This window comes from Streptomyces sp. IBSBF 2435 (assembly GCF_036815005.1).
In the GTDB taxonomy this organism is placed as follows: Bacteria; Actinomycetota; Actinomycetes; order Streptomycetales; family Streptomycetaceae; genus Actinacidiphila.
Genome location: NZ_JAJSYW010000196.1, coordinates 1 through 13,478 on the forward strand (window position 1 = coordinate 1; position 13,478 = coordinate 13,478).

Consider the following 13,478-nt stretch of genomic DNA (forward strand, 5'->3'; position numbering starts at 1 on the left):
CGGGGGCGCCGATCGGGGTCGGCGGGAGGCGCCGACCGGCATGCACGACATCGAGATTCTCCGGAGGCCCTTCATGGCATCACCACTCGATCGCCGAGGTCTGCTGCGCGGCAGTCTGTTCTCCGCGGGGGTGGCGGCTCCGCTCATGCTGTTCGGCGGCGTGGGCGCGGCGCAGGCATCGCCGCAGGCAGGCGACGTGTCGGACGCGGACATCACGTCCGCCCGCAACGGCGGTCCGGCCGCCGGAGCCGCCAGAGCCGGGGTGGTCACCCCGCACGCCACGCAGACCGGTGTGCAGTTCACCGGGACGCTCTCGGCGCTGACGAGCGGCCGGTGGTTCACCTTCAACTGGCCCGCCAGTTGGCATGTCATCTGGTATGCCGTGTCGACGAGCCCGTCCTCCGGGGTGATCCAGGTCGATTCGAGCTGGGCGGTCGAGCGCTCGTCGGTCGACTACATCACCTACTGGATCACCATCAGGAACCTGAGCAACGCCGCGATCAACGTCGAAGGCCGGTTCTCGATTCTCAACCAGGGCTGATCCGCGTCGGATGATCCGCTTCCGGAAAGGTGTTCCGGGGCAGGGTTGCACGGTTTTTCCGGCGGTTTCTATGCCCGTTCTTTATCTTTCGGCCTCGAATGGTGTCTCAAACTGAGTCACCCCCCGGGGAATCCGCCGGCCGCGGGCGCGGCCTTCGTCTGATCGCGTGCTCCGACCACGGCGCACGCGATCACGACGAAGGCCGTGCGGATGAGCCCGCCGGCGGATGCTGTCCGAAAGGGAACGCCCGCAGTAGCCCCGCTCCGGACCGTTGTCTCCGGGTCCGCTGGCGGGAGGAGCTGCGGGAGCGAGCGGCTGGCCCGGTGTCTCACGGAACCCGCCACCGTCCCGTGGAAGAGCACCGAGTACACCTGCGCGCCGAGCGGCCCGAAGGCGCCCTCGAACGCCAAGCCGCCGACCCGCCACGCGACCGGCCCGGCGCCCCGGCCGCGCCCCAAGACCACGCAACGGGCAGCACTCAGCGACGCCATCAGCCGGCAGATCACCACCTCCGCCCCGGCCGCCCACGTCGAACTCGCCCCCGCAGGTCAGCCGGAGTCCTCGCGCCGACCGGGGCCTGGATGCTGCGTCGTCCGCGCACGCAAGGCTCACGCAGACACCGCTACCGGGCAACGGAAGCAGACGGCTCCAGGACTCCGGTGCGGGCGTCGAGCGTGGCGGGGTACGCGTGGCTAGCCTTCGCTGATCCTGATCGGCACTCCGCGGTCGTTGCGTTCGTAGACGCGGCGGGAGTTCTTGTCGATCTTGTGGGCCACCTCGTCGCCGAGGTCGATGCCGTTCATCTCGGCCAGGGCCACCAGGTAGAGGAAGACGTCGGCCAGCTCCCCGCCGAAGTCGGGGAGGCCCTTGCGCCAAGCGGTGAAGGCTTCGCCGATCTCGGCGGTCGAGAGGCCGAACTCCATCGGCACGTCGGTGGTGTTGAAGCCCTTGGCGGTCTTGTTCTCCCAGGCGAGCTTCTGGGCGGACCGGCTCCCCCGCACGCGGGTGACGGGTACGGGCACCGGCAGCGTGTGCGGTGCTGCGCGGCGTCGGCGTCGGCGTCGGCGTCGGCGTCGGCGGAAGCAGCGTTCTCCGGGGCTTCCGCCGCGGCGACGCGACGCGTCCTCACCGCGGGCGGGTCAGCGGGTGCGGCGTGGCGGCGTCGTCGGCCCGCTGATCCAGATCACGACGCGGTTGTCGCTGGCGCGGATCGCGGAGATCAGAGTTTGCGCGCCCGTGACGCCCTGGGCGGCAAGTTTTTCGAGTCCGGGTATGTCCTTGTCGGTGAGCTCGCATTCACTCCCGTCCCGGCCTCCGCCATCGTGGTCCCAGTAGAGGCGTGCGAGTTCACGTTTGAGGTCGTCGGGCAGCTCGGTCTTCGGAAGCCGTGTTCCTGGACGCCAGTAGAGCGTGAAACCCATCGATGTGCTCCTCGGGTGCTGTGACCGAGCACCTGCCGGATGGTTCGGTCAGGACGCCTGGGTGGTGGGCTGCGGCAGGTGAGTCCTGGTCTCAAGCGCCGGACTCAAGCGCCGGTCTCAAGCGAACCGACCCAGGAAGCGGGTGGGGCGGCGGGGGCGAACCATGCCGGATCCTCGCGCAGTGCCCTCTCGATCCACATACCGTCGTTCTCGGAGAGCGGAGGAAGCGCGCCCGGCGCGTACCACCGCACCTCAAGCGATTCCTCGTCGTTGACGCGGGCCTCGCCGCCGACAGCGCGGCACTGCAGCACGATGTCGATGTACTGCGAGCGGTCACCGTTGCCGTAGATCACCGGTTCGTTGGTGAAGACGCCGAGGATTCGCTCCGGTACCGCCCGTATTCCGGTCTCCTCATGGATCTCGCGCACGGCGGCCTCGGCCGGTTGCTCGCCAGGGTCGGGGATACCGCTGATCAGTGCCCATCGCCCGGTGTCGGTGCGCCGGTTGAGCAGAACTCTGCCGGTTTCATCGAACACCACCGTGACCACACCCGGCAGGAAGAGGAGGATCGCCCCCGCCCTCGCGCGGATGTCCACGATGAATTGCGGGGTCGCCATAGCTGGAGGATACGGAAGAGGGGCGGGGCATCGCACCCGAACCGCTATGAAAGTCACACCACTATACGGACGGCCTGCCTCCGAATACGGCGGCCCCGGTTGGCTTGAAGGCGCCCTGGCGAGCGCACGCGCGGCAACCCTACGCTTGTCCCTCCCGCAGGGAGATTGGGAGTTTCGATGGCACCGCCGTCACGACGTCTGGACTGGATTGTCAAGAACATCGAGCTTCTGCTCGCGTTGGCCGGCTCGCTGACGGTCGGTGTCATGGATCTCTTCGGTGATGCTCTCGGCGCCAAGGCGACATCCGGCGCGACGGTGCTGGTGCTCGGCGCGCTGGCCGCCGCCTCCTTGCGCCAGCGCCGCCTGCAGTCGGAGCTACTCGCGGGCCTGGGAGAGGTCCGCCAGGCCATGCCCGCGCCGGATACGGTGAAACTGCTCGGCCGCAACGAAATCAGCGAGGAACTCCAAAGGGCCCGGGAGCAGAACACGACCTGGTTCTTCAAGGGCGGTACAGGTACGTATCTACGCGCGGTGACGTTGCCGCTCTGCGTGGAGCGGGCGAGATTGAACCGCACAAGTCTCACACTAAACATCGAAATCGTCGATCCCACACACGAGCCTGCCTGCAATGCCTACGCGAATTTTCGCAGTCAATATGCCAGGATCGGGCCGCGCGATGTCGAGGCATGGACACCGAAGCGGACCAGCAAGGAATCGTACGCGACCATTCTCGCCGCCGCTCTGCACCGCCAGCGGCTGCCGCGCGCGGTCGTTCACATCTCCCTCTCCTCGACCGCGCCCGCCCTGCGGTTCGACGGATCCGAGACGCATCTGGTGATCACTCAGGACGATCCCGCCAAACCGGGCCTGATGGTGCCGAAGAATCATCCGCTCCACGGGTACCTGATGATGGAGCTGGAGCAGAGCAAGGTCCAGGCAAAGACCATTTTGCTGACGTCCGCCGTGTCGCTGAACGAGAACCCGACGGTCGGCCAGGCCCGGGACTTCTTCTCCGGGCTCGGCCTGGCCCTTCCCCCCTCTTTCACCGATACCGATGTGGGAGACATCGTGCAGAAGGCATTGCGCCCCGAAAACCCTTACCCGATCTGAGAGGACAGGCAGCGAAGCGCCATGGACCTGACGCAATCTGTGGACTTCGATCCGATCGGCCGTATGCTCCGTTCGGCGGGGGGACCGGAGACTGCGTGCGACCTGAGCGTGCGGGCGCTCCGCCGTATCGTCGGCGGCCAGGGGAATGTCCTTGCCGTGCGGCATCCGCTGGGCTTCCTGTGCCTGCCGCTGATGAGGGACGGTGTGAACGGAGTGTGCGTGCACCTCTTCGACGACGACATGGCGCCCGGCCCGTCCGAGTCGCTGGTGCACGCCCACAGTTGGGCCCTCACCAGCCTGGTGCTCCACGGCCGGGTGACCAACTGCTCGGTGGACGTCATCGAAGGTGTGGCCAGCCCGACTCACCGGGTGTTCGAGGTGCGCAGCGATCCCGACGGCACCGATGACGTGCGCCCGACGGCTCGGGTGGTGAGCAGTGAGCTGCGAGCGGCACAGACCAACCACTACGGTGACGTATACATGGTCAGACCCGGTGAATTCCACACAACGACGGTCCCGGACGGTTGCTTCGCGGCCACATTGGTCCTGGGCAACGTGCTACCTGGCGGAACCGACCTCGCACTGGGTCCGCTCCACGGTGACGCCGTTCGCTCGGTACGGGAGTTGTGCGACCGGCAGCAGACCGTGGCGGCAGTACGCACCGCTCTCAGGAGGATCGATGCCCAGGATGTCTCGTCCGGACGAATTCGAACCGCACGGCCGTGAGTTGCGGATCGCCCTTGCCGCGGCCCAAGAGGCTGGGGATCTCCTGCGGTCGCGCTTCCACGACATCGGCGCGGTGCACCCGAAGGGCCACGACGGGGATGTCGTGACCGAACTCGACCTGGCGTCCGAGCGGATCATCCTCGATCGGTTGCGGACGGCATTCCCGCAGGACCGGATCCTGTCGGAGGAGGCCGGACCGATCGGGGGCCCATCGTCCCGGACATGGCTGGTGGACCCGTTGGACGGAAGCAACAACGTCGCCATCGGCCTGCCGGTCTACGCCGTGGGCATCGGGCTGTGCGTCGATGATGCGCCGGAAATGGGCGTGGTCCACGAACCGCATACCGGTACCACCTGGCACGCGAGGCTCGGTAGCGGTCTCTTCCGCAACGGTCAGCCGCTCAGTGCTCGCCCCCGGGCCTCAGAACCGCGCCTGGTGGTGGCGTGGACACAGGGCCACGCTGTGCCGAAGGACGACGCGCTTGCCGCGGACTTACGCCGCAGGCTCGACGGCCTCACCCATCGCGTACTGCCGTTGTGGGCTCCCTTGCTCGGCTGGGCGATGCTGGCTCGAGGAAGCATCGACGGATTCGTCGGGTACTGCGCCGAGGCGGTCGACTTCCCACCCGGCGCCCTTCTCGCCACCGAAGCCGGTGTGCAGTTCAGGACCCTGGAGGGCGAGGAGTTCCGCGTGGGCTTCGCCGGACCCGACTCCACCCGCTGCTTCGTCGCAGGCCGTCCCGAAGCGCTGGGCAGGCTGCTGGAGGTCACACGTGGGAGCGCCGCTCAGCCGGCCCGATGACGCGCTTGGCGGCGGCTCGTCGGACAAGAGCCGTCAGCCCGTGAGGATGAGGGCTCCGCAAGCCGCCGCCGTCCCGGTCACGGCGAGTACTAGACCGGTGGCGATGAATCGGGGCAGCGGAATCCGCACTCCCTGGCCCCGGCAGCGCTCGAACCACAGCAGCGTCGCCAGGGACGCCCACGGCGACACCAGCGGACCGACGTTGGTGCCCACGAGCAGGGCGAGCAGCTGGTCGTGCTGGTTGACGGGGACCGCCGCCTCCCCGGCGAGGTAGACCGGGAGGTTGTTGAGGGCGTTGGACAGCGCCGCCCCGGCCGCCGCGGTACGCATCAAGGCCGCCGCTCCCCCGCCGGCGCCCACCGCCCAGGTCAGAACGCGATGCATCCCATGGGCGTCGATGGTCTCCAGCACCAGGAACATGCCCGGAACCATGGCCAGCAGCCGCCACGGCACGAGCACGACAGTGAGCTCTCCTGGCCGCTTCACGGCGAACATGACCGACACCACGGACATCGCCGCGAGAGCATCCGCCCACAGCGGAACGGGCGTCAGGAGGATGGCTGCCAGAAACGCGACACAGGTCGTCGCGGAGGTCCAGAAAAGCACCGGATCGGCCGGCCGAAAAGTGGTGGGCGGCACGTAAGCGTCGGCTCCGCGTCGGCCACGCCGCCAGTAGAACACCCACAGGCAGACGGTCGTCGCCGTGAGGGCCGCGATCTGCGGAGCCCACATCCTGGCCGCCATGCCGCCGGCCGACAGCCCGACACGATCAGCCGCCAGCAGGTTGGTCAGATTGGAGACCGGCAGGAGCAGACTGGCGGTATTGGCGAGCCAGACCGTGGTCATCGCCAGCGGTACGGCCGCAATTCCCACCCTTTTCGCCATGGCCAGCATCACGGGCGTGAGCAGCACAGCCGTGGTGTCGAGGTTCAAGACGGTGGCAGTAACGGATGCGAACAGCACGCACAGGACGAAAAGGCGCCCATAGCTCCCTCTCCCAGTCCGGGCGATCCCTCCCGCGACGAGGTCGAAAACCTCGGCCCGTCCGACGAGTTCGGCCAATACGATGACGGCGGCGAGAAACACCAGCAAAGGGACAATGCGACGGGTCGCTTCTTCCGCGGTGCGGATCGGCAGCAAACCTGTGGCCACGCATATCAAACCACATAAGAGCAGCGCCCCGGCAAACCAGTCCAAAGGGTCCACGCGTTTTAATGACAGCACGGCGACAGAATGGCATACAAGCCGTGCCGGGAAAAGACTCGCCTGCAGGACGACTCGCGTTCATTCCCGTTCGCCGCCAACCTGGAACAACCTGCCAGCGGTGGAGATATTTGGCTGATTGTGTACCGTTTCCCCCCGGCTTATGGCCCCTAAAATGACTGGATGCAGAGCGACAGCGTGGCGACGCCGGACCGGCCGGTCACCTTCTTCATCAGCTACTCGCCGGCCGATGAGCGGTGGGCCGCGTGGATCGCCGGAACCCTGGAACAGGCCGGATACCGCACCGTCTTCCAGGCGTGGGACTTCGTCGCGGGGATGAACTTCATCGACTCCATGGACCGCGGCCTGACCGGGTCCGTCGCCGTGGTGGCCGTGCTCTCCGGTCACTACGCGGCGTCCCGGTACGGGCGCATGGAATGGCAGGCCGCGCTACGCGCCGACCCCGACCGTCCCGACCGGCGTCTACTGACCGTCAGAGTGGACGAGGCCCCGGTGGAGGGGCTCCTCGCCATGATCACCTATGTGGACCTTGTCGGAGTCACGGACGCAAATGCCGCGCGGGCCATGTTGTTGACCCGCATCGAGCAGGCCCTCGACGGACATGCGCGCCCTGACAGCGCACCGCCGTTCCCAGGCAGCGGGCACGATCCCGCCGTCCTCACGGATGCCGCCCCATCCGACGCGGCATCGTCCGCCGTCGGCAGGAGGGCAGGCCGGGGGCCGCTCCTGACTGTCCCACCGTACCCACTGGCGTTACCTGCCAGGCCCCGGCGGAACGCGGTGACGGTCCTCCAGCTCGCCGGTCCGGAATTCGGCCGCGGTCTCGATCCGGAAGAGCTCCTCCGCGAGATCCAGGGCGACCTGATCGAGTTGCAGGACTCCGGCGCGCCGCCACCGGACCTCGCGGTGGTCACCGGCGATCTCACCGCATCGGGCTCGCCGCGGGCCTGCGAGCAGTCCCTGGCCTTCCTCAACGGACTGCGGGCGCAGCTGAACCTGCCAGCCGGAAGCGTTCTCGTCGTGCCCGGCAATCAGGACGTGAACCACGCGGCGAGCCAGGCGTACTTCCACACCTGCACAGCGGACGAGGAGTCCCCTCGGCCCCCGTACTGGCCGAAATGGCGGCACTTCAGCCGCATGTTCCGAGAGTTCTACCAGGGAGTGGATGCGGTCTTCGACAGCGACCAGCCCTGGACCCTGCTCCCGCTGCCCGAACTGGCCACCGTGGTCGCCGGTTTCAACTCCTCGATCGCCTGCACGCACCGCCCGGAGGACCAGTTCGGCAAACTCGGGCGAGCCCAGGCGGCATGGTTCGCCGAAGTGCTGCGCGACTACGAGAAGGAAGGATGGCTGCGGATCGGGGTCGTACGCCATCCGCTGGTCGCCGGAGTTCCCGCCGCGGAGAACGGTGGCCCCGGGCTGCTCCAGGACGTCGACGTGTTCCAGCGGTTGCTCGCACCCCGGCTGCACATGCTGCTGCACGGCCCGAGTGGTGGTCCGGGTTCGACCGGCGGCCGGCCGGATCACCAGATGTTGCCGTGCGCCTCGGGCCAACTGCCGGCCTTCGGGGCGGCCGGCCCGGCACGGTTCACCGTCCTGCGGGTCGGCGCCGCGGGGGTGGAACGGTGGACGCCGCGGAGCGACGGCGAGCCGACGTTGTTCCCGGTCCAGTGGCGTTCGGCGCCCCGGCTGCCCCAGGAGGCAGACGACACAGAACCGCCTTCGCCCACCGCCAGTCTCCTGCACAACCGTGCCGTCACCGATCCCGCCGAGGAACTGGCCGAGCGGGTCAAGGAGGTGCTTCGCGCCCGCCAGTCGGGGGTGCGGCTGCGGGACGTCCAGCGGACGGCGCCCGGCGACCTGGTCCAGGTGTTCGCGGCGTGGGACGAAGAGGGCGTGGTGCGTCTGCAGCGCATCGCTGTCCACCCCGGGACCCCCGGCGCGGCCGACCTCGACCACTTCATGGCCCAGGCCCACGCCGACGATGCAGCCGCCGAGGCCGAGTTGGTCTTCAACGGTCTGCCGCCCGAACGCAGCCTGCGCGAGCGTGCCGCCCGCGGGGGCGTGCGGATGCGCAGCTTCCCCGAGCTCCAGGGATTACTGGACCTGCGGGAATATGTCGCCGCACAGACCGCCGCACTCGACAGCGACAAGGCATACGCCCCGAGCCTCTACCTGCCACAGCGCTTCAGGGACGAACTGCATCCAGGGAGCGAGGAGAAGGACGATCTCGTCGAAGAGATGCTGAGGCAGCTGGCGACCGACCAGGGGCGTGTCGTCCTTCTCCTGGGAAACTTCGGCCACGGCAAGACCTTCGCGCTGCGCCAGCTCGCCCGTCTCATCCCACTGAGGCTGCCTCATCTGGTGCCGCTGCTCATACCGCTGCGCAGCCTGGACCGATCCCACAGCCTGCACGGCCTGGTGGCGTCCCACCTGGCCAACCACGATGTCGACATGATCGATCTGCGCGCACTGCGTTATATGCTCGCCCAGGGCCGCGTGGTGCTGCTCTTCGACGGTTTCGACGAACTGGTCAACCGGGTCAGCTACGAGCGGGCCGCGGAACATCTGCACACACTGCTGGACGCAGCGGTCGACCGCGCCAAGATCGTCATCAGCGGCCGCACCCAGCACTTCCGCTCTACCGAACAGGTCCTCACCCCGCTGGGAGAACGGGTCGAACTGCTGGCCCAGCGACGCCTGTTCTCGGTGCAGGGCTTCATCCCGGACCAGATCCTGCGCTTCCTGGTCAACCTGTACGGCGACGAGGAAGACGCCGTGCGGCGCTTCCACCTGCTGGAGCGCGTACCGCAGTTGCTCGCACTGTGCGCCAACCCGCGGCTGCTCAGCTTCGTGGCCGCCCTCGACGAGAACCATCTGCGCGCGGTCGCCGAGTCCGGCCGTGCGCTGAGCGCCGCGAAGTTGTACGAGGACGTCTTCACCGGCTGGCTCAGCTACGAAGAACGACGCGGACAGGGGGGACCTGGAGCCGCGCCCGGCCTGGACCTGGAGGCCATGTGGGCAGTCGTCACGGCGATCGCCCTACGCCTGTGGGAGAGCGGCCAGAGCAGTCTGCGTCTCGACGAACTCACCGATATCGTCACGCGGACGTTCGGCCGGTGGGACGCGGGCGACCTCTTCTCCCAGCAGACGCAGGCGGTCGGGGCCGGCACCATGCTGGTGCGCGTCGATGACGGCATCTTCCACTTCATCCACGAGTCGGTGATCGAATGGCTCGTGGCACGCGAGGCGGCTCGTCGTCTCGGACAGCGGGACGAAACGGTTCTCGGCCTCCGCCAACTGTCGCCGCTGGCAATTGAGTTCTTCTGCGACCTCGCCGACCAGGACCTGTCCTCCGCCTGGGCGCGGCGCATCGTGGAAAATCCTGGAGACGACCTGTCCCAGGCCGCACGCGCCAACGCCTTTCACGTGAAGGAGCGGCTGCGTGTCCCGGCCGACGCGGACCTGCGCGGAGTCCGCCTCCCCGGCGAGGACCTGTCCGGCCGCGACCTGTCCGGCCTTGATCTCACCGGTGCGAACCTGGCCGATTCCCAGCTGACCGGCGCGAACCTGGCCGGCGCCGTCCTGCGCGATGCGCGGCTGAGCGGAGCCCGTCTGGACGGCGCCGATCTGCATGGTTGCGACCTGGGCGGCGCGGACATGCGCCGCGCACGGCTTATCGGAGCCAACCTTCGGGGAGCCACCGTGGCGGGGGGCAACTGGCGTCGCGCCGTGGTCATCGGGACCCGTCTGGACGAACCTGCCCGTTCCTCGCCGGAGCTGGCCACAGCCACAATCGCACCGGACCTGCCGCTGGAGACCGCCTTGCGGCCCGCGGTGCTCAGCGTCCCGTACGGCTTCGACACGCGCACCGGCAGGCTCCCAGAGCCCATCGCCTACAGCCCGGACGGCGAACTGCTCGCCGTGGGAAGCGAAGACGGCAGCGTACTGGTGTGCGCTCCGGAGAACGGGGAGGCGCTGCGTACGCTCCACGGTCACCTCGATCGGGTGTACGCCGTCAAGTTCCGGGCCGCGGTGCTGGCCACCGGCAGCGCCGACGGAACGGTCCGACTGTGGGACCCGGTATCGGGCCGGTGCCTGTCAGTCCTGCATGTTCACCCACGCGGCGTATGGCCGGTCGCGCTCGACGACGCGGGCGACCTGCTCGCCACCGGAGACAGCGACGGCCTGGTCCGGATCTGGAACACCGCGACGGGCACACCGCTGCACGACCTCGCGGGCCATATCGCGCCCACGTACAGCGCGGTCTTCAGCCCCGACGGTCGCACGTTGGCCACCGGCGACTCGGGTGGCACGGTGCGGCTGTGGGACACCGCGACCGGGACTCTCAGGCACGCTCTTTCCGGCCATCACGGAGCGGTGTACCGCGTGCGCTTCAGCCCTGACGGCACATTGTTGGCGACCGCGGACCAAGGTGTCGACGATCACGGTGTGGTCCGGATCTGGGAGACCGCAGGGGCGGATCTGCTGCATGTGCTCACCGGCCACACCGGTAAGGTGTACACGCTCGATTTCCATCCCGGGGGCGACCTCCTTGCCAGCGGGGACACGTCGGGCCAGGTGCGGCTGTGGGATCCGAGGACAGGCCTGGCGGGACAGCCGCTCGAACAGGGATCCGGTCCCGTCTACCAGGTCGTCTTCCGGTCCAACGGCCGCCAGCTCGCCGCCTGCGACAGCGACGGCTCCGTGCGCCTGTGGCAGATCACCGAGGGTAGGGACTGGCACGAGGCGTCACCGGCACACCTGCAGCCGCCCTCGCACCAGGGCTCGGCCTGGGCGTGCAGGTTCCGGCGCGACGACAGCCAGATGGTGACGGCAGGCGCGGACGGTGTGGTGCAGATCTGGGACGCCGAGACGGGCCAGGGAAAGCCGATCCTGCGTGGCCACGGCAGACGGATCAACGCCGTGGCGTTCGACGCCTCCGGGCTGAGGTTGGCGAGTTGCGGCAGCGACGGCGTGGTTCGCCTGTGGGACACACGATCCGGCCGGCACCTGAACGCCCTCGAAGGCCAGGGCGACCGGCTGGTGTCCGCGGTGTTCAGCGGATCGGGACCCTACCTCGCTACCGCAGGCAGCAGCGGCAAGGTCTACCTGCGTAACACCGAGGCGGAAGGCCCGCCCCGCGAACTGGACGTGGAGACCGACCACACCTGGGCCGAGGCGTTCAGCCCAGACGGCAACACGCTCGCCACAGCGAACGATGACGACACGGTCCGCCTCTGGTGGCGCAGCAGTGGCTCGGGCTTCGCCGAACTCAGCGGTCATCGGGGGCGGGTCCGGTCGATCGCGTTCTCCGCGGACGGCCGCCTCCTTGCGACGGGATGCGACGACTGCCGGGTCCGGGTGTGGCTAGCACAAGGCGGCCAGCCGGTCAGCGAGATGCTGGCCCATGACGACCGCGTCTACGGCGTCGCTTTCGGCGCGGACGGTGCGTGGCTCGGCAGCGCCTCCTGGGACGGCACCGCCATCATCTGGCGCGGGGGGGCGCCCCGGCATGTGCTGCGGGGCCACCGAGGCAAGCTGTGGTCCGCGGCCGCTCACCCGTCGCTGCCGCTGCTCGCCACGGCCGGCGACGACCACACGATCCGGCTGTGGGACGTGGACAGCGGAGCGGAGAGAATGCTCCTCAGCGGCCACCACGGACGCATCTACTCCGTCGCCTTCAGCCCGGATGGCACGCTGCTCGCCAGCGGCTCCGATGACGGAACGGTCAGGCTGTGGCGCCTGGAAGCGGCCTTCGGCGCGTTCCCCCGAGAGGTGTCGGTCGCACTCAAGGCCACGATGATCGGCACATCCACCGGGTGGGCGACGCTCACCCCGGAGGGCGGATACAAGAGTGAAGGCGATGTCGAGGGCGAGTTCTGGCATGTGGTGGGAATGGCACGCTTCCTGCCCGGCGAACTGGACGGCCATCTTCCCGGGGGTCGAAGACTGGCCCTCGACGCGGCGTTGTAGATCGCCGAAGGCCCTCCCGTCCCGCGCGCCGGGACGCGCTGTGCGATACCGGTAGAAGGCACTGCACGCCCATGCCGTCGCACCGTGGGCGTGGCCATGGCCCCGTCGGTATAGGGGCGGGTGTGTCCAGCTGACGGCTGATCTTAGTTGTTGTGGGGTCAGTTGTTGGCCGGGGTGAGCCGACCATCGAAGGAGAGGAAGGGCACGAACTCGGCCCAGGCGCTCCGACGCACGCCTCCACGATTCGCCATGGCGTCACAGTACGGCGAACGCCCGCCGCCTGAGCCGAAGTCCGGGCAACCGCGGCGGTTCGGTGAGCACGGCGCTTTACGCGGCCCGGGACGCTGTCGGGGTTCAGGGGCCCGATGGCGGGCAAGGCCTGCGCACGAGGCGAATCCAGGACTGCCGGGACCCACCGAACCTCTTTATTCAGTCTCACCCTGAAATAGGCCGGTTCTCCCGCAGCACCAACGCAGCAGCTTCTTCAACGCCTGCGCGATCGGTACTGCGCGTGCTGGAGGACGTGGTCTTCAACGGGACTCCAAGCAGCCGGGAGATCCGCCAGAACCGGACAACCCCGATGCCGCCGGCCCTCACATCAATGACGGTCGCATTCCACAAGCCGGCCTACCGGCAGCCGAAGTCCTGACGGAGTGCCGTGCACGCCTGTCCACCGGATGTCCACCGAGGCTCATGACGGCTGCCTGCCCACGCATCGCGGCGCGCAGACCGCGCGTGTCCGTTCAGCCCGGATTACACGGTCAACCAAAACAAGAAACCCCAGGTCAGAGGCCCGACCTGGGGTTCACCTCAGAACCGCCTTCGGGATTCGAACCCGAGACCTACGCATTACGAGGGCTGGCGGGATCGTGACGGCGGGTGGTGGACGGTGCCATGAGTTCCTGTTTCGGCTGGTCAGAGGATCGAGACCTTGATCATCGTGACGGCCGGTCCACGGCAGTGCTGAAGTTTCCCCGTGATCTCGGACACTCGTTCTTATGCGGCGATGGTGTGCCGCTGTCGGGTCTCGTGCGGGGTCAGGTAGCCCCAGTTGGGGTGTT

General features: G+C 68.4%; 9 protein-coding genes. 5 read left to right on the forward strand and 4 right to left on the reverse strand.

From position 1 onward, the window contains the following. Window positions 1–541 (forward strand): hypothetical protein (locus tag V7E46_RS28375; RefSeq protein WP_333771078.1); only part of this gene is annotated, 541 nt, incomplete at its 5' end. A gap of 692 nt (window positions 542–1,233) precedes the next feature. On the opposite strand, the gene V7E46_RS28380 is transcribed toward V7E46_RS28375, so the two are convergent. The 3 genes from V7E46_RS28380 to V7E46_RS28390 form a co-directional block, all read right to left on the reverse strand. After that, a complete protein-coding gene (locus V7E46_RS28380) occupies window positions 1,234–1,563 on the reverse strand; it encodes a hypothetical protein (protein WP_333771079.1) in 330 nt (109 codons plus the stop codon). Window positions 1,564–1,680: 117 nt separating this feature from the next. Further along, complete coding sequence (locus V7E46_RS28385) at window positions 1,681–1,962, reverse strand: hypothetical protein (protein WP_333771080.1); 282 nt, start codon at window positions 1,960–1,962, stop codon at window positions 1,681–1,683. Window positions 1,963–2,066: 104 nt separating this feature from the next. Beyond that, the gene (locus tag V7E46_RS28390) at window positions 2,067–2,579 is read right to left on the reverse strand and encodes an NUDIX hydrolase (RefSeq protein WP_333771081.1); all 513 of its coding nucleotides are present in this window, start codon (window positions 2,577–2,579) and stop codon (window positions 2,067–2,069) included. Window positions 2,580–2,756: 177 nt separating this feature from the next. On the opposite strand from V7E46_RS28390, the gene V7E46_RS28395 reads away from it, so the two are divergent. The 3 genes from V7E46_RS28395 to V7E46_RS28405 all read left to right on the forward strand — a co-directional run bounded on the left by V7E46_RS28395 (window position 2,757) and on the right by V7E46_RS28405 (window position 5,217). Next, window positions 2,757–3,689: a hypothetical protein gene (locus tag V7E46_RS28395; RefSeq protein WP_333771083.1), complete on the forward strand. Its 933-nt coding sequence runs from the start codon at window positions 2,757–2,759 to the stop codon at window positions 3,687–3,689. A gap of 156 nt (window positions 3,690–3,845) precedes the next feature. Continuing rightward, the gene (locus V7E46_RS28400) at window positions 3,846–4,415 is read left to right on the forward strand and encodes a hypothetical protein (protein WP_333771084.1); all 570 of its coding nucleotides are present in this window, start codon (window positions 3,846–3,848) and stop codon (window positions 4,413–4,415) included. Further along, window positions 4,378–5,217: an inositol monophosphatase family protein gene (locus V7E46_RS28405; RefSeq protein ID WP_333771085.1), complete on the forward strand. Its 840-nt coding sequence runs from the start codon at window positions 4,378–4,380 to the stop codon at window positions 5,215–5,217. Before V7E46_RS28400 ends, V7E46_RS28405 begins: the two co-directional genes overlap by 38 nt. A 33-nt stretch (window positions 5,218–5,250) precedes the next feature. On the opposite strand, the gene V7E46_RS28410 is transcribed toward V7E46_RS28405, so the two are convergent. Then, window positions 5,251–6,414, reverse strand: coding sequence for an SLC13 family permease (locus tag V7E46_RS28410; protein WP_443054373.1), 1,164 nt, complete (start codon window positions 6,412–6,414; stop codon window positions 5,251–5,253). A gap of 189 nt (window positions 6,415–6,603) precedes the next feature. Between V7E46_RS28410 and V7E46_RS28415 the strand changes: the two genes are divergently transcribed. Beyond that, window positions 6,604–12,417, forward strand: a complete 5,814-nt coding sequence (locus tag V7E46_RS28415) for a TIR domain-containing protein (protein WP_333771087.1) — start codon at window positions 6,604–6,606, stop codon at window positions 12,415–12,417. Window positions 12,418–13,478 lie beyond the last annotated feature (1,061 nt).